The 17930-nt window shown below is 71.1% G+C and carries 19 protein-coding genes; 8 read left to right on the top strand and 11 right to left on the bottom strand.

The genetic code is table 11. From position 1 onward, the window contains the following. Positions 1-238 precede the first annotated feature (238 nt). Together MMF94_RS24355 and MMF94_RS24350 are read left to right on the top strand one after the other, a co-directional pair. Positions 239-1609, top strand: a complete 1371-nt coding sequence (locus MMF94_RS24355) for an FAD-dependent oxidoreductase (protein ID WP_241039484.1) — start codon at positions 239-241, stop codon at positions 1607-1609. An 18-nt stretch (positions 1610-1627) separates the two neighbouring features. Beyond that, positions 1628-3424, top strand: coding sequence for an acyl-CoA dehydrogenase (locus MMF94_RS24350; RefSeq protein WP_241039483.1), 1797 nt, complete (start codon positions 1628-1630; stop codon positions 3422-3424). A 13-nt stretch (positions 3425-3437) separates the two neighbouring features. On the opposite strand, the gene MMF94_RS24345 is transcribed toward MMF94_RS24350, so the two are convergent. Beyond that, a complete protein-coding gene (locus tag MMF94_RS24345; RefSeq protein WP_241039482.1) occupies positions 3438-3713 on the bottom strand; it encodes a hypothetical protein in 276 nt (91 codons plus the stop codon). A gap of 287 nt (positions 3714-4000) precedes the next feature. Here MMF94_RS24345 and MMF94_RS24340 point away from each other — a divergent pair, with 287 nt between their 5' ends. Beyond that, positions 4001-4858, top strand: coding sequence for an NAD-dependent epimerase/dehydratase family protein (locus MMF94_RS24340; RefSeq protein WP_241039481.1), 858 nt, complete (start codon positions 4001-4003; stop codon positions 4856-4858). A gap of 7 nt (positions 4859-4865) precedes the next feature. Here MMF94_RS24340 and MMF94_RS24335 read toward each other — a convergent pair whose 3' ends face one another. Together MMF94_RS24335 and MMF94_RS24330 are read right to left on the bottom strand one after the other, a co-directional pair. Next, positions 4866-6107: an MFS transporter gene (locus MMF94_RS24335; protein ID WP_241039480.1), complete on the bottom strand. Its 1242-nt coding sequence runs from the start codon at positions 6105-6107 to the stop codon at positions 4866-4868. A gap of 167 nt (positions 6108-6274) precedes the next feature. Next, the gene (locus MMF94_RS24330) at positions 6275-6445 is read right to left on the bottom strand and encodes a hypothetical protein (protein ID WP_241039479.1); all 171 of its coding nucleotides are present in this window, start codon (positions 6443-6445) and stop codon (positions 6275-6277) included. Between the two features lie 147 nt (positions 6446-6592). On the opposite strand from MMF94_RS24330, the gene MMF94_RS24325 reads away from it, so the two are divergent. Further along, positions 6593-6829, top strand: a complete 237-nt coding sequence (locus MMF94_RS24325; protein WP_241039478.1) for a type II toxin-antitoxin system Phd/YefM family antitoxin — start codon at positions 6593-6595, stop codon at positions 6827-6829. After that, positions 6826-7248 (top strand): type II toxin-antitoxin system VapC family toxin, encoded by a 423-nt coding sequence (locus MMF94_RS24320; RefSeq protein ID WP_241039477.1) that lies wholly within the window; start codon positions 6826-6828, stop codon positions 7246-7248. Before MMF94_RS24325 ends, MMF94_RS24320 begins: the two co-directional genes overlap by 4 nt. A 7-nt stretch (positions 7249-7255) precedes the next feature. Here MMF94_RS24320 and MMF94_RS24315 read toward each other — a convergent pair whose 3' ends face one another. Then, a complete protein-coding gene (locus tag MMF94_RS24315; RefSeq protein ID WP_241039476.1) occupies positions 7256-8281 on the bottom strand; it encodes an LLM class F420-dependent oxidoreductase in 1026 nt (341 codons plus the stop codon). A gap of 133 nt (positions 8282-8414) precedes the next feature. On the opposite strand from MMF94_RS24315, the gene MMF94_RS24310 reads away from it, so the two are divergent. Next, entirely contained in the window at positions 8415-9632 is a 1218-nt protein-coding gene (locus tag MMF94_RS24310; RefSeq protein WP_241039475.1) for a glycosyltransferase 87 family protein, read from the top strand. On the opposite strand, the gene MMF94_RS43420 is transcribed toward MMF94_RS24310, so the two are convergent. The 5 genes from MMF94_RS43420 to ctaE form a co-directional block, all read right to left on the bottom strand. Next, the gene (locus MMF94_RS43420; RefSeq protein WP_277398813.1) at positions 9595-9729 is read right to left on the bottom strand and encodes a hypothetical protein; all 135 of its coding nucleotides are present in this window, start codon (positions 9727-9729) and stop codon (positions 9595-9597) included. The genes MMF94_RS24310 and MMF94_RS43420 overlap by 38 nt on opposite strands. A gap of 147 nt (positions 9730-9876) precedes the next feature. After that, positions 9877-11595, bottom strand: coding sequence for a cytochrome bc1 complex cytochrome b subunit (gene qcrB / locus MMF94_RS24305; RefSeq protein ID WP_277398812.1), 1719 nt, complete (start codon positions 11593-11595; stop codon positions 9877-9879). Continuing rightward, positions 11592-12746 carry a cytochrome bc1 complex Rieske iron-sulfur subunit gene (gene qcrA, locus MMF94_RS24300; protein ID WP_241039474.1) on the bottom strand — a complete coding sequence of 385 codons (1155 nt, stop codon included), beginning with the start codon at positions 12744-12746 and terminating at the stop codon, positions 11592-11594. Before qcrA ends, qcrB begins: the two co-directional genes overlap by 4 nt. Then, positions 12743-13585 (bottom strand): cytochrome bc1 complex diheme cytochrome c subunit, encoded by an 843-nt coding sequence (qcrC, locus tag MMF94_RS24295; RefSeq protein ID WP_241039473.1) that lies wholly within the window; start codon positions 13583-13585, stop codon positions 12743-12745. The genes qcrA and qcrC overlap by 4 nt, the downstream gene beginning before the upstream one ends. A gap of 25 nt (positions 13586-13610) precedes the next feature. Then, positions 13611-14216: an aa3-type cytochrome oxidase subunit III gene (gene ctaE / locus MMF94_RS24290; protein WP_241039472.1), complete on the bottom strand. Its 606-nt coding sequence runs from the start codon at positions 14214-14216 to the stop codon at positions 13611-13613. A 127-nt stretch (positions 14217-14343) separates the two neighbouring features. Between ctaE and MMF94_RS24285 the strand changes: the two genes are divergently transcribed. Both MMF94_RS24285 and trpD read left to right on the top strand, forming a co-directional pair. Then, on the top strand, positions 14344-14772 hold the full coding sequence (locus MMF94_RS24285; RefSeq protein WP_241039471.1) for a response regulator: 429 nt from the start codon (positions 14344-14346) through the stop codon (positions 14770-14772). Beyond that, positions 14765-15814, top strand: a complete 1050-nt coding sequence (gene trpD, locus MMF94_RS24280) for an anthranilate phosphoribosyltransferase (protein ID WP_241039470.1) — start codon at positions 14765-14767, stop codon at positions 15812-15814. Before MMF94_RS24285 ends, trpD begins: the two co-directional genes overlap by 8 nt. A 25-nt stretch (positions 15815-15839) precedes the next feature. Here trpD and MMF94_RS24275 read toward each other — a convergent pair whose 3' ends face one another. Continuing rightward, positions 15840-16118 carry an Lrp/AsnC family transcriptional regulator gene (locus MMF94_RS24275; protein ID WP_241039469.1) on the bottom strand — a complete coding sequence of 93 codons (279 nt, stop codon included), beginning with the start codon at positions 16116-16118 and terminating at the stop codon, positions 15840-15842. Positions 16119-16152: 34 nt separating this feature from the next. Beyond that, positions 16153-17907: a DEDD exonuclease domain-containing protein gene (locus tag MMF94_RS24270; protein ID WP_379660360.1), complete on the bottom strand. Its 1755-nt coding sequence runs from the start codon at positions 17905-17907 to the stop codon at positions 16153-16155. Positions 17908-17930: the final 23 nt, after the last annotated feature.

The raw sequence follows: 17930 nt of genomic DNA, 5'->3' as shown, positions 1-17930 counted from the left end.
CGGATGAAGGACGACGGTTGGTGCGTTTGTCGTGCACGTCACAGTCGAATGTCGCGTCGGGTCTCCCGGGCCACTGCAGTCCCGTCCGGCGACCGGGGAGATCGCCGGCCAGGCGCCCGGCGCCAGGGCGGTGGGACCGTCGAGTGGACGCGCGCCCGACTCGGTACGAGGTCGGTGATGCGGCGCGCTGAACCAAGTCCGGATCGCCCTGGAGTGGCAGGATCGACCTAGGACCATCATGGGAGATGAGCTCATGCAGCAGGGACAGGCGCGGGTCGCGGTGATCGGAGCCGGCCCGTCCGGTCTGTACGCCGCGGCCGCTCTCCTCGCGTCCGGCGAGCCGGTGAGCGTCGAGGTGCTGGATCGACTACCGGCGCCGTACGGGCTGGTGCGTTACGGCGTCGCGCCCGACCACGTGAAGATGAAGTCGGTCATCCGGGTACTGCAGAAGCCCTTCGACCCGGCCCACGTCGAGTTCCTGGGCGGGGTGCGGGTCGGCGAGGGCGGTATTCCGTTGGACGTGGTGCGCCGGCATTTCCACGCCGTCGTCCACGCCACGGGCAGCTCGGTGGATCGGCACCTCGGAGTGCCGGGCGAGGACCTTGCGGGCTCGCTCGGCTCGGGCGCGTTCGTGAGCTGGTACTGCGGCCACCCCGACCGGGTGGAGCTGCAGCCGGTGCTCGACCGTCCCGGCGTCGCCGTCGTCGGCGCGGGGAACGTGGCCCTCGACGTGGCGCGCGTGCTGGCCAAGACGGCCGACGAGATGGCCGAGACCGACGTTCCCGAGCCGGTGCTCCACGCACTGCGTGGCAGCGCCGTGCGTGACGTCCACGTCCTGATCCGGCGGGGTCCGCAGCACGTCCGCTTCACGCCCGCCGAGCTGCGCCAGATCGGCGAGCTCCACAACGCCGACGTGGTCGTCCACGACGACGGTCTGCTCGCCGAAGGCGTGGAGGAGCCCGAGGACAGGCGCCAGCGGCAGAACCTGGACATGCTCCGGGAGTGGGCCGCTCGCGAGACCACCGGCAAGCCGCGGCGGATCCATCTGCGGTTCCTGCGCAGCCCGGTGCGCCTGGTCGGTGCGGACGGCCGGGTGAGCGCCGTCGTGGTGGAGCGCAACAAGATCGACGCCGACGGCCGGGTGGTCGCCACCGGCGAGGAGGAGACCTTCGACGCCGGGCTCGTCGTGCGCGCCATCGGCTACGACGGGGAGCCGATCGAAGGGCTCCCGTTCGATGCCCGCACCGGCACTGTGCCGAACGACGGTGGCCGCGTGATGCGCGACGGCGTGCCCGTGCCCGGCGCGTACGTCACGGGGTGGATCAAGCGCGGGCCGACGGGTGTGATCGGCACGAACAAGGCCGACGCGTCCGAGACGGTCGAGGCGCTCCTGGCCGACCTGCCCGGGCTCCCCACTCCCGCGCACCCCGAGCCGGAGGCGTTCCGGGCGGCGCTGGCGTCCTACGGGATGCGCCCGGTCGACTGGACGGGCTGGTTGCGCCTGGATGCGGAGGAGGTCCGCCGCGGTGGTCTGCGCGGCGCGGAGCGCGTCAAGGTCGCCGATCTCGCAGACATGTTGGAGGCGGCGCACGGGGCGCGCACTTCCTGATCGGAGTTAGCCTCGGGTGTGCGCTCATTGCTGCTGTCGCGTCGGGACCTGGACTTCCTGCTCTACGACTGGCTCGACGTCGAGTCGCTGACCGCCCGTCCGCGCTTCGCCGAGCACTCCCGCACGACGTTCGACGCCGTGCTGGACCTCTCCGAGCAGGTCGCGGCGAAGCACTTCGCCCCGCACAACCGGGCGGCCGACCTCGACGAGCCCCGGTTCGACGGCGAGCGCGTCCACATGATCCCGGAGGTGGGCGAGGCGCTGCGGGTGTACGGCGAGGCCGGCTTCGTCGGGGCCGGGATGGACGAGTCGGTCGGTGGCATGCAGCTGCCACAGACCGTCGCGCAGGCCAGCTTGCTGTGGTTCCTGGCCGCGAACATCGGCACGACGGCCTACCCGTTCCTCACCGTTGCCGGAGCGAACCTGCTGATCGCACACGGGAGCCCGGAGCAGGTGCGGACGTTCGTCCCACCGATGGTCGAGGGCCGCTGGTTCGCGACGATGTGCCTCTCCGAGCCGCAGGCGGGGTCGTCGCTCGCGGACATCACCACGCGCGCCGAGCCTCGCGACGACGGCACCTACCGGCTGTCCGGCAACAAGATGTGGATCTCCGCGGGTGACCACGAGATGGGCGAGAACATCGTCCACCTGGTGCTGGCCAAGATCGCCGGCGGCCCGCACGGGGTGAAGGGCATCTCGCTGTTCGTCGTCCCCCGGTTCCTGGTCGGTACGGACGGCTCGCGCGGTGAGCGCAACGACGTCGCGCTGGCCGGGGTCAACCACAAGATGGGCTACCGCGGCACCGTGAACACCCTGTTGAACTTCGGCGAGGGCCGGCACACGCCCGGCGGGGAGCCCGGGGCGGTGGGGTACCTGGTGGGCGAGCCGCACCACGGCCTCACCTACATGTTCCACATGATGAACGAGGCGCGCGTCGGCGTCGGCGGGGGAGCGACCGCCCTCGGGTACAGCGGCTACCTGCACGCCCTGGACTACGCGCGCACCCGCACGCAGGGCAGGCCGCTCGGTGCGAAGGACCCCGCCGCACCTCAGATCCCGATCATCGAGCACCCGGACGTCGCCCGGATGCTGCTCGCCCAGAAGTCGTACGCCGAGGGTGCGCTGGCGTTGGTCCTCTACTGCGCCCGTCTCCTCGACGAGGAGCGCACGGCGGCGACGCCGGAGGAGCAGTCCAGGGCGCACCTGCTGCTCGACGTGCTCACGCCGATCGCGAAGAGCTGGCCGTCGCAGTGGTGCCTGCACGGCAACGACCTGGCGATCCAGGTGCACGGCGGGTACGGCTACACACGGGAGTACGCCGTCGAGCAGCTCTACCGCGACAACCGGCTCAACGCGATCCACGAGGGCACGCACGGCATCCAGGGTCTGGACCTGCTGGGCCGCAAGGTCGTGATGAACGGCGGCGCCGGACTCACCCTCCTGCTGGAGACGATCACCGAGACGGCAGGCAAGGCCGAGGCAGCCGGGGGCGAGCCGGCCTCCCACTCCGACGCCCTCGCCACCGCTGCGGCCAGGATCGGGGAGGTCACCACCACGCTGTGGAAGGCCGGTGACCCGGCCGTGACCCTCGCCAACTCCTCGATCTACATCGAGGCCGTCGGTCACGTGGTGGTGGCCTGGATGTGGCTGGAGCAGCTACTGGCCACCGGTTCACGTGAGGACGACTTCGCCGAGGGCAAGCGGGCGGCAGCGCGGTACTTCTTCCGTTACGAGCTGCCGCGGACCGGCCCGCAGTTCGCGCTGCTTGCCGGCCTGGACCGCACCACCCTCGACGCGCGGCCCGAGTGGTTCTAGCGCGGCGGGTGGGTCAGCAGGGCGCCACCGACACGACCGCTGGGACGTCTCCCATCTGCTTCTCGAAGGTGGCCGACTCGTCGCTGGTGACCGAGACGGTGCAGGTGACCGAGCTGTAGGGGACGCCGTCGCGGACCTCGACCGTGAAGTCACGGACGGGGAAGCCGCACGCGCGAAGCGCCGCGCCGATGCGCAGAACGCCGTCCATGCCGCCGGTGGTGACGATCTCGAGACGGCGCTGCAGGCGCGGTGCCCAGGCCGTGCGGGGGGAATGGCCGATAACGGTCATTGTGTAGCTCCAGGGGTTCCGTTTGGGGTACGGGGACCCGAGCCAGGCCTCGGAAAGGAAAAGGAGAGAGACGGCGCGCCGGCGGCCTGGCTCAGCCGACGCGCAAACGTACGGCCGTGTCGAGGATGACGGCGGTACGCATGGGACGACTCTAGCGCGGTGTTCCGGTGATCTCCACGCGCCCTGCGCGATGGGCCTCGAAGAGGTGGTAACAGTTGCGAGTAGCCGCCGGGACTGTTCATCGCTCCTCCTCCCGGCGTTCGCCCCCCGACCTCGGAGGAAGCCTCATGACGACCGTCGCCGTCACCGGAAGCAGCGGCAAGCTGGGCCGGCACGTGGTGCGTGACCTGCAGGACCACGGCTATCGCGTGGTCGCCCTCGACCGCGTGCCCGATCCCGGTTCGCCCGCAGCGGCCGCGGTGCGGGTGGACCTCACCGACCACGGACAGGTTCTGGAGGCGTTGACCGGCGTCGACAGCCGGCACGACGGGGTGGACGCGGTGGTGCACCTCGCGGCGATCCCGGCGCCGGGCCTCGCCACCAACGCCACCACCTTCGCCAACAACATCACCGCCACCTACAACGTGTTCGCCGCCGCGCGCACGGCGGGAATCCGCAACATCGTCTGGGCGTCCAGCGAGACCGTGCTCGGACTGCCGTTCGACACGCCGCCGCCCTACATCCCGGTGGACGAGGAGTACCCGGTGCGGCCGGAGAGCACCTACTCGTTGGTCAAGAGCCTCGAGGAGGAGATGGCCCGGCATTTCACCCGGTGGGTGCCGGACCTGAAGATGATCGGACTGCGGTTCTCCAACGTGATGGACCCTGGCGACTACGCCAGGTTCCCCGGATTCGACGCCGACCCCGCGCTCCGGCGGTGGAACCTGTGGGGCTACATCGACGGCCGTGACGGGGCGCAGGCGGTGCGGCTGGCGCTGGAGCACCAGGCCACCGGCGTGGACGTCTTCGTGATCGCCAACGCCGACACGGTGATGTCGCGCCGCAGCGCCGACCTCGCCGCCGAGGTCTACCCCGGCGTCTCCGTCACCCGGGAGCTGGGCGACCACGAGACGATGCTGTCCATCGACAAGGCCCGCAGGGTGCTCGGGTTCGAGCCGAAGCACAGCTGGCGCGACGGCGTCTGACGGCCCCTCAGGTCACCACGAGCGGACCTTGGTGCCGCTCGTCGAGCCGGGCCGCGCTGAACAGCCGCCACGCCGCGACCGTCAGCGCGGCCATGCCTGCGAACGCGATCCAGAAGGGCGCGGTGACCCCCAAGCCGCGGGCGGCGAGGCCACCGGCCAGCGCCCCGAGGGCGGACCCTCCGACGGCGAAGAGGAAGTACACGCTGTTGACGCGCCCGCGTAGCGCGTCGGGCACCACACGCTGGCGCCAGGACAGGGTGATCACATTCCAGAGGCTCGCGTGCGCGCCGAACACGGCCATCGTCGTGACCGCCACCCAGGGGGCACGGGCCAGCGCGAGCGACAGGTGCGTGGAGGTCTCGATCACGAGCCCCACCCTCAGCAGGAGCGAGGCGCCGAACCGCTCCAGGAGCCGGGCGGCGACCAGCGAACCGGCCAGCCCGCCCACGGCGCTCGCCGCGAGCAGCAGCCCGAAGCCGATCTCGTCGAGCCCCAGCCGCTCGCGGGCGTAGAGCACGAGGATCGAGAAGGCGCCGGTCAGCGTCACGTTCATCAGGCACAGGCAGAGGGCGAGCAGCCGCAGCACCGGATGACCGAAGAGCGCCCGCAGGCCGGTGGCGATGTCGCGCAGCATCGGCCGGGCCGGGGTCGCCGGCGTCTCGCGCGCCGCTATGCGCCCCCGCAGAGTGGCGATGAGCAGGGCCGCGACCAGGAAGGTGGCCGCGTTGAGGCCGAACGGCAGCGCGGCGGCCACCACGAGCAGCGCGGCGCCGAGCGGTGGAGCGAGTAGCTGGTTGCCGACGAGCTGCGCGGCCATCAAGCGGGCGTTGGCGCGTGGCAGCTGCTCGGGCGCCACGACGGCGGGCAGCAGGGCCGTGCTCGCGCTGTCGGCCAGCGTCTCCATCGAGCCGATCACGAAGAGCGCGGCGTACACGAGCGCCACGGTGACCACGCCGGTTCCGACGGCCGCCGTGAGCGCGCCGATGACGACGGCGCGCACGATGTTGACCAGGACTACCAGCCTGCGGCGGTCCAGCCGGTCGACGACGACACCGGCAGGCAGCGCGAACAGCAGCCACGGGAGCTGCTGGACGAAGATCGCGCCGGCCACCAGCGCCGGATCATCGGTCAGCGATGCGAGCAGCAGCGGGCCGGCCGCGAGGGCCACCCCGTCCCCGATGTTCGACACCGCGTTCGCCGTCCACAACCGCGCGAACCCACCGCCGAGCGGCGCCCCCCGTGCCCCCACAGCGGCAGCTTGTTCGCAGAGTGGGCACGGGGCAACCGGGTTATCGGGCTCGGTCAGCGCACGGGATGAGCGGCACCCTCATCCGATGGCTCCGGACAAGAGCGCCGCTCGTACGGTCACCGCGCTCCCGTTCAGCGGGGCAAGCCCGCGGTTCTTCGGGACGCGGCTCAGCGGCGCGCGCGCCAGTTCGAGCGCGCGCCCACCCCGGCGAGGTGCAGGGCGACGCAGAGCAGGCCGGCCGTCACGAGCACCTGGCCGGTGACGATGTCGAGCGAGATGCCGGCGAGCTCGAAGATGAGGGCGAGACCGAACAGGACTGCGGCGATGATCGCGAGCATGGCGCGTCCCTTCCGCGGGAGGTGAGAGATCGGATGGTCCCGGTTTCATTCCCCTTTTCCAGCGTCGAAGCACAAATCAGGCCCGATCGTGATCTGGTCGTTGTGGGCGGCCCGCCCTGCGTGTATCACCGGTGATACAGTCGTGTGGTGGACGAGGTGACTATCCGGGAGTTGCGCAACCACGGGGGCGATGTTCTGCACCGCGTGGAGCGGGGGGAGACCGTCGTCGTCACCCGGGACGGGGTTCCGGTAGGCGAGCTGCGCCCGTTGCCGCGACCTCGGCTCAGCGCGACTTCTCTGCTCGCCCGTTGGCGAGGCGTGCCGGTCGTCGACAGGGCTGCGTTCCGTGCGGACATCGATGCGGTACTGGATCCGTCACTATGACAGCGGGCGACGGACGTGGCTTGTTGGACACCAGCACAGTGATTGCGCTCCCGCTCCTGCGCAGCGAGCGGGGCCTGCCTGAAGAGCCACTGATCTCGACGATCACCCTGGCGGAGCTCTCTGTCGGCCCCCTGGTGGCGACAACTGACGATGAGCGGGCCGCCCGCCAATCCGTCCTCCAGCAGGCCGAGTCCGACTTCGAGCCGCTCCCGTTCGATGCCCGGGCCGCCCGCGCCTTCGGCCGGGTCGCCTCCTCGCTCCGGTCAGCCGGTCGGAAGCCCCAGGCGCGCGCATACGACGCATTGATCGCGGCGGTGGCGATCGCCAATGACCTCCCCGTCCACACCTGCAACCCAATCGACTTCGTCGGGATCACGGGCCTGGACGTCGTGCCGGTTCCTGCGCCGGAATCACGCTAGCGATCGGTCAGCCCGCCGCGCGCAGCTTCTCGATCGCCGGGGCGAACAGGTCGTCGGCGTGCTGGTACGGCGCGTAGAAGGTGAACCGGTCGACGATGTCGCCGAACCGCTCCAGGACCGCGGGCCCGAGCTGATCCGGCTCGGCGACCACGGCGAAGGCGTTCAGCACGTCGTCGTCGATGAGCTCGCCCATCTGCCGCCAGCGGGCGTCGTCGGTGCCCCGCGAGAGCCGGTTGAGCTCGACGCCCAGCTCGCCCCACCCGTGCAGGTCGAGCACCTTCCGGTACGAGGGGGTGCTGCCGTAGAAGGCGATCTGCTCCTTCACCCCTCGCGTGGCCGCCGCGATCTCCTCCTCGTTGCGCCCGCTCACGACGAGGCCGGAGAAGCTGATCGAGAAGTCGGCGAGCGTGCGTCCGGACGCGGTGAGGCCCTCCTGCAGGATCGGCACGGTGACCTCACGCATGTAGCGCTCGGTGGTGAAGCCGTGCGGCAGCACGCCGTCGCAGACCTCGCCCGCGGCGCGCGTCATGTGCTCCCCGACCGCCGCGATGTAGACCTTGGGCGGCCCCCAGGGGCTCGGCGCGGGGGAGAAGAACGGGGTCATGAGCGTGTGGGAGTAGAAGTCGCCGCGGAAGTTCAGGCGCTCCCCGTCGTTCCAGGCTGCCCAGATGGCCCGCATGGCCTGCACGAACTCCCGCATCCGCGGCGCCGGATGGCTCCACGTCATCGCGAAGCGGCGCTCGATGTGCGGCCGCACCTGGCTGCCCAGCCCGAGGAGGAACCGGCCCTGCGAGTGCACCTGGAGGTCGTGCGCGACGTACGCGGTGCTCATGGGGTTGCGGGCGAAGGCCACGGCGATCGCCGTGCCCACCGCGATCCGGGACGTGTGCTCGGCGACCGGCACGAGCGGGAGGAACGGATCGTGCGGGCCTTCGAAGCTCCACAGCCCGTCGTAGCCGCCGTCCTCGCGCTTCCGCGCCTCCTCGGCGAGCTCCGCCAGCCCCGTGCCCTGCAACATCGCGTCGACCTTCATCCGCTCTCCGTCTCCTCGGGTGGCTCGCGGTGCCACATGCGGTACAGCGAGCATGACTCACCCGGCGGTGTGCCCGCCGCAGTACCTCGGCACGCTCTCGCTAGCCTCGGTAAGGACGATCACCGGGGGGCCGATGGGGACGACGCTGACGCCCGACCCGGCTGTGCGCAGGCGGCGCCTGCTGCGGTGGGGCGTGGCCGGGGTCGGAGTGGCGCTCGTCGGGCAGGCCGTCGTGCTCGCGCTGTGGCCGGCAGCGCATCTGCTCATGATCGACCTGCAGGTGTACCGGGCGGGCGGGGAGCACGTGCTGCACGGCGAGCCGCTCTATGCCGGCGGCGTGCTCCTGGACCTGCCGTTCGTCTATCCGCCGTTCGCGGCCGTGGTGTTCGCGCCGCTGGCGCTGCTGCCGCTCGGCGTGCTCAAGGTCGTCTGGACGGGCGCGGGTCTGGGCCTGCTGGGCTTCGTCGTGCACCGGTGCGCTCGCAGTGTCGGCGTGCCGGCCGGTTCGGCGCTTCGGGCGACGCTGCTGCTCACCGCGCTCGCGACCTGCCTGGACCCTGTGCGCACCACCCTCTACCTCGGTCAGATCAACATCGTTCTCCTCGCCGTTGTGGTGGCCGACCTGCTCGGGCGCCGGGACAGCCGGTGGCGCGGGGTGGGTGTCGGCGTCGCCGCGGCGGTGAAGCTGACGCCGTTGGTCTTCGTCGCCTACCTGCTGTTCACCGGCCGGAGGCGGGCCGCGGCCAACGCTGCCGGTGCGTTCGCCGCGGCCGCCGGGATCGGCTTCCTGGTCGCGCCCGCCAACTCCGCCACCTACTGGTTCGACGGCACGTTCGCCGACGCCGATCGGATCTCGGGCGTCGCCAGTGCTGCGAACCATTCCTTGAACGGCCTGCTCGCACGGCTCGGCAGCCACTCGATGCTGCCCTGGCTCGTCGGCGCACTGGTGCTCGGTGCCCTGACGGTGTGGGTGGCGGTGCGGGCGCACCGGGCAGGCGAGGAGGTACTCGCGCTGACGCTGTGCGGGCTCGCCTCGGCAGCGCTGGCGCCGTTCGCCTGGTCGCACCACTGGGTGTGGGTCGTGCCGCTGGTGGTGCTGCTCGCCCACCGTGCGATGGGAGGACCACGGGCTGCCGTTGCGTTGCTGCTCGGTGTGCTCGCCTGCACGTTCGCCGTGGTCACGGCCCTGCCCGGGCCCGGTGTCGGGCCGATCCCGAGCACCGGGCTGATCTCACTCCAGCCCGATTCCTACCTGCTGCTGTTCCTCGTCGTGCTGGCGGGAAGCGGAACGTGGCTCGATATGACGCCCCGGTTCAGGAACCGGACAGGAAGTCGAGCAGCGGCTCGTTGATCCGCTCCGGTGCCTCCAGCTGCATCCCGTGCACCACTCCGTCGAGCCGCTTGTTCAGCCGCTCGGGCGGTGCTCCGGCGGCGGCCGAGTAGGTCACCGTGCGGCACGTCCGCAGGCTACCGGCCTGTCCGGTTCTCTCCCGCGGCCGACTGTGCCGAGCCTCGGAACGAGGGGAGGGCCCCGCCGATGTTCCGGCGGGGCCCTCCCCTCGTTGGTGCAGCGCGCTCGGTGGCGCCCGGCTGTCTCAGTCGGACGCGTGCCGCCCCGAGTCGGGCGAGCCCGTGAGGGCCTTGCGCTCCTCGCTGCGGGCCTGGCTCGCGCCGTGGCCGTTGCTGCCGTTGCGCTGTGCGGCCTCGGCCGCCTCGGCAGCCGCTCCGTCCGCCCGAGCCTGCTCCAGCGCCGCAGTCTCCTCGACCGGGTCGGGGGTGAGCAACGAGCCCGGACGCGGCGAGCCACCCATGCCCAGCTGGTTCATCCGCTTCGGGACCGGAGCCCCCTGGTACTCCAGCGGGATGGGGTGACCGTGGCTGTCCACACCGGCGAGCGGCTGGTGCACCTCGATGAACTCACCGTGCGGGAGCCGCTTGATGATGCCCGTCTCGATGCCGTGCTCGAGCACCGCCCGGTCGGAGCGCTGCAGACCGATGCAGATCCGGTACGTCACGTAGTAGACGATCGGCGGAACGACCAGGACGCCGATCCGGCCTGCCCACGTGGTGGCGTTGAGCGAGATGTCGAAGAAGTACGCGATCAGGTCGTTGCTGCCGCAGAGGACCAGCAGCGTGTAGAACGCGATCGCCATGGCACCGAGCGAGGTGCGCACCGGCACGTCCCGGGGCCGCTGCAACAGGTTGTGCAGCGCGTTGTCCTTCGTGAAATGACGCTCGATCGCCGGGTAGGCGCCGGCGAGCACGTAGAGCACCGGAAGGAACGCGGGACTGGCCCAGAATGCCGGCGGGATCGTGTAGTCGCCGATGGCGATGTTCCACGGCGGGAAGATCCGCAGCATCCCCTCGGTGAACAGCACGTACCAGTCCGGTTGGGACCCGGCCGAGATGTGCGAGGGGTTGTACGGGCCGAAGTTCCAGATCGGGTTGATCTGGAACACCCCGCCCATGATCCCGAGGACACCGACGGTGACGGCGAAGAACGCGCCGCCCTTCGCCGCGAACGCCGGGAGGATCCGGACGCCCACCACGTTCTTCTCGGTGCGGCCGGGGCCGGGGAACTGGGTGTGCTTCTGGTACCAGACCAGGCCGACGTGCACCGCGATCAGCGCGAGCAGGATTCCGGGAATCAGCAGCACGTGGACGATGTAGAGCCGCGGGATGATCTCGATTCCCGGGAACTCGCCACCGAACAGCGCGAACTGCGTCCAGGTGCCGATCACCGGCACCGCCAGGATGAACCCGGACGCGATCCGCAGCCCCGTGCCCGAGAGCAGGTCGTCGGGGAGCGAGTAGCCGCTGAAGCCCTCCATGAAGCCGAGGAACAGCAGCAGGACGCCGATGATCCAGTTCGTCTCACGCGGCTTGCGGAACGCGCCGGTGAAGAACGTGCGGCACATGTGGGCGACCATGGCGGCCATGAACAGCAGGGCCGCCCAGTGGTGCACCTGCCGGACGAACAGGCCGCCGCGCACCTGGAACGAGATGTCCAGCGCGCTCTCGTACGCGCGGCTCATGTGCACGCCGCGCAGGTTGTCGAACACGCCGTTGTAGGTGACCTCGGTCATCGACGGGTCGAAGAACAGCGCGAGATAGGTGCCCGAGAGCAGCAGGACGATGAAGCTGTAGAGGGCGACCTCACCGAGCATGAACGACCAGTGGGTCGGGAAGACCTTGTTGAACTGCTTCCGCATTCCCGCTGCCGGGTGGAAGCGCTGGTCCATCTCGTCGAGGGCCTCGGCGCCCTTCGCTTGCAGCCCACCGGCGGAACTGGTGGGCGTGGTGATCGCGCTCATGATCTCAGCTCCCAGAACGCCGGACCGACTGGCTCGTTGAAGTCACCCGTGGCGACGAGGTAACCCTCGTCGTTCACGGTAATCGGAAGTTGGGGCAGCGCGCGTGTCGCGGGACCGAAAATCGGCCGAGCATGGTCCGTCGCGAGGAACTGCGACTGGTGACAGGGGCAGAGGATCCGCTGTGTCTGCGCCTCGTAGAGCGACGCCGGGCAGCCCAGGTGCGTGCAGATCTTCGAGTAGGCGTAGTAGTCGCCGTAGTGGTAGTTCTCCGTGCCCGGGCCCTGGGTGACCGGGGTGCCGGGACGGAACCGGATCAGCATCGTGGGGGTGTCGGGGGCGCGCAGGGCGGCCTGAAGCGCCTCGGGGTGGCCCCGCTCCTCCTCCCGGAACGGGAAGACGGTCTCCATCGAGCCGGCATCCTGGTCGCCCGGGCGCACCAGCGAGATCTCCTCGGGGTCACCGGTGTCGCGGCGCAGGTAGACCGTCTCTCCGTGCACCGACTTCCACCCGGTCACCCACAGCGGGGAGTTGGGGCCTTGCTTCCACGGGTTGCGGACCAGCGGGCCGATCGCCGCGACGGTGAGCCCGAGGCCGAAGAGGCCGGCCGCGGCACCCGCCGCGCGGATGATCACCTTGCGCCTCGCGATGCCCGTGTCCTGGCCTGCCTTGGTGAGCTGGGCCAGCACGGTCATGCGCGCCACGTCGTCGGAGGGACCGTCGTGGCGTTGCTGCACCGACACCTCGTCGGGGAAGAACTTCTTCACATACGCGATGACGGCGATGCCCAGCGCCAGCACCGCGATCCCGAAGGTGGCCCCGACGATCGGCGTGTAGAGCGTGTAGAGCGAGTAGCCGGGGTCACCGGGCGCCTTGTACTCGTAGGGCCACCAGATGAACGCTGCGAAGAACGCGGCTCCGGCGATGGCGGAGATCGCGAACCACATGGCGACGGAGCGCTCGGCCCGCTTCTCGGCGCGCGTTCCCGGGATCGGGAACTTCGGCTGGTTGTGGACGATCTCGACGTCGTCGAGCTCGGCAGCCAGGCGGGCCCGCTGCTCGAGGCTCATCTCCTCCACCTCGGTGGTGGTGGGGGTGCGTCGGTGCGGGTGCTCCGTGCCCGGCGTCGGCGGATCCTGCCGCGAGGTGGTCATGACTTGGCTCCCAGCCACAGTGCGAATCCGATCATCGCGGCCAGGCCGACGATGAACGCGATCAAACCTTCAGAAACCGGCCCGATGCCGCCCAGCGGGTCGCCGCCGGGGTTGTTGTGGCCCTCGGTGACCGACTTGATGTAGCCGATGATGTCCTTCTTCTCCTCGGGCGAGAGCTGCCGGTCGGAGAACTTCGGCATGTTCTGCGGCCCGCTGAGCATCGCCGTGTAGATGTCGGTCTCGGTGGCCGGGTCGAGCGTCGGGGCGTACTTACCCGAGGTCAGCGCGCCGCCGCGGCCGGTGAAGTTGTGACACGAGGCGCAGTTGAGCCGGAACAGCTCACCGCCGCGCGCGGTGTCGGGGCCACGCAGCGCGGCACCCGAATCCGCCGGCCGGGTGGGGCCGCCACCATGGGACTCGACGAACGCGCCCAGCGCGTTGAGGTTCGCGGCGCCCTCGGGCGTGTTCGGGTCGAACTCCTCCAGCGGGGGCTTGCGCTCCGCCTGCGCCTCCTGGCGGGCCAGCGGCATGCGCCCGGTCGACACCTGGAAGTAGGCGGCCGCGTCACCGACGCCGATCAGGCTGGGGCCGCGGTCCTGCACGCCCTGCAGGTTGGACCCGTGGCAGGTGATGCAGTGGGAGTTGTAGAGCTCCTGCCCCTGCGCGACGAGCGCCGCGTCGTTCGGCTGGGCGACCGCGACCTGGGGCTGCGGCGAGAAGGTGGTGTAGAGGCCGCCGACGACCAGCAGGCCGATGCCCAGCGCGAGCACGCCTGCGATGCGGCGGCGGAAGCGGCTGCGCGGGCCCCGGAGGCGCTTCGAGGAAGGTGTGGTGGTCACGTCTGCGTCGTCCAGCCCTCGTCGGTCAGCGGATGAAGTAGATGACGGCGAACAGGCCGATCCACACCACGTCGACGAAGTGCCAGTAGTACGACACGACGATCGCTGCGGTGGCCTGTTGCGGAGTGAACTTGCTGAGCTTGGTGCGGATGATCAGGAAGATGAAGGCGATGAGCCCGCCGGTGACGTGCAGCCCGTGGAAGCCGGTGGTCAGGTAGAAGACCGTGCCGTAGGCGTCCGAGGAGATCGTGGTGCCCTCGTGCACGAGGTTCCAGTACTCGTAGGCCTGACCAGCGAGGAAGACCGCCCCCATGATCAGCGTCAGCAGGTACCAGCGGCGCAGCCCGAACACGTCGCCCCGCTCCGCGGCGAACACCCCGAACTGGCATGTGAACGACGACGACACCAGGACGATCGTCACCACGAGGGCGTACGGCACGTCCAGGTGCGTGGGCGGAGGCGGCCACGACAGCCCGGGCGGGTTCTGGGCCCGGGCGGTGAAGTAGATCGCGAACAGCCCGGCGAAGAACATCAGCTCGCTGGACAACCAGACGATGGTGCCAACGCTGACCAGGTTGGGGCGGTTCAGCGAGTGGATGCGCGCGCTGATGCTAGGAGCCGCTGTCGTCACCCGGGCATTATTACCCCGGTCCAACTTCTACAGCTTGTCGGGCTACCCGCGGCGTCAGTCACGGTTTGGTGGCTGAACGGGCGGCACCTGCCAGATGTTCCGGAGCGCGGCACTACAGTTTCCCAGCGTGAGCAGCCCTGTCGCGCGCCCGACCCTGACCGTGCTGGTGTTCAGCCACCGCCCTGAGGTCCGCGAATCCGTCATCACGGCCGTCGGTCGGCGCCCCGCGCCCGACCTCGGCAGGGTGCGGTTCGTCGAGGCCGAAGGCATCGCCCAGGTGCTCGCCGCGGCCGACGCGGGTGACATCGACCTCGCCATCCTCGACGGCGAGGCGCAGCCGACCGGCGGCATGGGCCTCTCGCGTCAGCTGAAGAACGAGATCGACGACTGCCCGCCGATCATCGTAACGCTGCGCAGGAACGACGACCGGTGGCTCGCCACCTGGTCGCAGGCCGACGCCGTGCTGGTGCACCCGCTCGACCCCCTCACCGCCGCCGAGACGGTGGCCGACGTCCTGCGCCGGTCCACCGCACTAGACACTGCGATCCGTGGCTGACGACACCCCCCTCACCTGGTCCGGCATCCTCGGCAGGCTGCTCCGCGGCGAGCACCTCGAGGTGGGTGACACGGCGTGGGTGATGGACCGGGTTCTCTCGGGCGAGGCCACACCCGCGCAGCTCGCCGGGTTCCTCGTGGCCCTGCGGGCCAAGGGCGAGACCGCCGCGGAGATCTCCGGGCTGGCCGAGACGATGCTGCGGCACGCCCGGCGCGTCGTCGTTCCGGGACCTGCGGTCGACGTGGTCGGCACCGGGGGCGACCAGGCACACACGGTGAACATCTCGTCCATGGCCGCCGTCATCGTCGCAGCGGCGGGAGTGCCGGTCGTCAAGCACGGCAACCGCGCGGCGTCGTCCGCGAGCGGCGCGGCCGACGTGCTCGAGGCGCTCGGCGTGGCCGTCGACCTGCCCCCCGACGGCGTCGCCGCCTGCGTGGCCGAGGTCGGGATCGGGTTCTGCTTCGCGCCGGTGTTCCACCCGAGCTTCCGGCACACCGCCGGTCCGCGCCGCGAGCTGGGCGTGCCCACCGCGATGAACGTGCTCGGCCCGCTGACGAACCCGGCCCAGCCGCTCGCCGCGCTCGTCGGGTGTGCCGACCCCCGGCTCGCCCCGGTGCTCGCTGAGGTGTTCGCCGGGCGTGGGGCGTGCGCGCTCGTGGTGCGTGGCGACGACGGGCTCGACGAGCTGACCACCACGACCACCAGCACGGTGTGGGTCGCGTCCGGTGGGGAGGTGCGCACCGAGACCCTCGACGCGCAGGCCTTCGGCATCGCCCCCGCCACCCGGGAGGACCTACGTGGCGGTTCCGCGGAGGTCAACGCCGGCGTGTTCCGCGCGCTCGTCGCGGGCGAGCGCGGACCGGTGCGCTCCGCGGTGTTGCTGAACGCGGCAGCGGCGGTCGTCGCCTTCGACGGCCCGCCCGCCCGGCTGGCCGAGGCGTTCCCCGCGGCGTTGGAGCGCGTGGCGGAGGCGATCGATTCGGGAGCCGCCGAACGCCTGCTGCAGCGCTGGGCCGAGTTCTCGACGTCGCTGCGAGCCTGACGGCGCCGGCCCCGCCGGCCCCGAGCTAGTCGAGGCCGACCGAGAAGGTGGCCTCGGTGTCGGCGCGCGAGTAGGAGCGGAAGGCGATGTGGGTGTCGGTGCGCCGCACGCCCTCGATCTTGCTGAGCCGCCCGGCGATCACGTCGGCGAGCTGGTCGTGCTCGGAGACCTTGACCACCGCGATGAGGTCGACGTCACCCGCGCACGAGTAGACCTCGCTCACGCCGTCGAGATCGGCGATGGCCTGCGCGGTCTCCGGGATCCGGTCGGTAGCGGTGTGCACCATGACGATCGCGGTGATCACGACGGCTCCTCGGGTAGGTCGGATGATGGTGACCTTAGTCCACCGCGATCTCGACCGGCCGCGCTCGCTCCGCCCAGTCACTCCAGCGGGCCGCGCCGTTCGCGGGTTCGGCCCAGGGCGGTTCGGCGTGGACCAGCCGGGTGCCGCCCGTGGTGAGCCAGCGGTGCAGCAGGCGCACCTCCTCGGCGGGCGCACCGCGCAGCGGCCCGGGCTCCGCGAGCACGATCTGGGCGCCGAGCCGCAGCGCGTCGATCACGGGCATGGGGGCGACGCCACGGCGGGCCACGCCTGCTGCGGCCAGCCTGCCGAACCGCAGCACCGCGATCTCCCAGCCGCCACGGCCGTCGGGTCGCGCACCGACCACCTCGGGCAGCGCGGCGAGTGTGGCCAGGCGCTGTGTGCGTTCGAGCCCCACGATCAGGCCGGCCAGCCGATCCCGCACACGGGCGGCCGCCTCGAACCGCTCCCGCCCGGCGAGTTCGTCGACCTGCGTGGCCATCGTGCGGAGCGCCGTGTCGTCCCGGCCGTCGATGAGCTCGTGCAGCGCCTGGACGGCCGGGGCGTACTCCTCGGGCGTCTGCAGCCCCGCGCACGGCGCAGCGCACCTGCCGAGCTCGTGCAGGGCGCAGGGCGACGCGGACGCCCCACGCGCCGGGATGCGCTGCGTGCACGGCCGCAGGGGCACCACGTCGAGCACCGAGTCGAGCGCGGCCGCGGCCGCCTGCCGGGAGCCGAACGGGCCCATTGCCCCCTCACGGGGCGTGGTGACCACCGAGAGCCGCGGAAACGCCTCGGCGGTAGGTGTGACCCACCACCCGCGATGGGGACGGCGGGAGCGGCGGTTGTAGCGCGGCTGATGGGCCGCGATCAGCCGCAGCTCCCGCACCGCCGCCTCCAGGGCATGCGCGCAGACGACGGTGTCGACCCGCTCGGCGAGCGCCACCATGTCGCGAACGCGACGGCGACGCTCACCCGAGGTGAAGTAGCTGCGCACCCGCCGTTGCAGGTCGCCGCTGGTGCCGACGTAGAGCACCTCGTCGCGGGGACCGCGGAACAGGTACACCCCCGGCGCCGCAGGCACCCCGGCCGCCAGCACCCGCTTCTTCCGCTGCGCCTGCGTGGGCCGGTGCGGGGCCGACTCCCGCGCCAGCCCGAGGAGCTCCTCCAGGCTCTGCACGCCCAGGTTGCCCACCCGTTCCAGCAGCCGGTGCAGCACCTCGACGGTGGCGCGGGCGTCGGCAAGGGCGCGGTGGGTGGGTTTCGTGGTGGTGCCGAACAGCTGGGCCAGAGCGCCGAGTCGTACGCTCGGCGCCTCGTCGGACGAGAGGACGGCACGGGCCAGGCGCGCGGTGCAGAGCACAGGTGGGCGTGGCCACACCAGACCGTGCCGCTCGCACGCGGCGCGCAGGAAGCCGGCGTCGAAGGGCGCGTTGTGGGCCACGAGCACGGAACCGCGGAGGAACTCGAGCACCGTGGGCAGGACGGCGGGCAGCCTGGGAGCTCCGGAGATCATCGCGGTGGTGATGCCGGTGAGCGCCACGATGGCCGGTGGCATGCCGGTGCCGGGATCGACGAGCGTGGCGAGCTCCCCGACGTGCTCGCCGCCGCGCACCTTCACCGCACCGATCTCGGTGATCGAGTCGGTGTTCGCCGAGCCGCCGGTGGTCTCCAGGTCGAGAACGACGAAAGTGACCTCGCGTAGTGGGGTGCCGAGTTCGTCGAAGGACAGCTGCGGGGAGACGGAACCGGGCACGGCGGCGGACGCTAGCGGCACTGACCGACAGAACATGCAGATCACCGCGCGTGTTCGTG

The organism is Pseudonocardia alaniniphila, from assembly GCF_022524485.1.
Lineage (GTDB): Bacteria > Actinomycetota > Actinomycetes > Mycobacteriales > Pseudonocardiaceae > Pseudonocardia > Pseudonocardia alaniniphila.
This window is presented reverse-complemented; position numbering and strand designations above follow the sequence as displayed.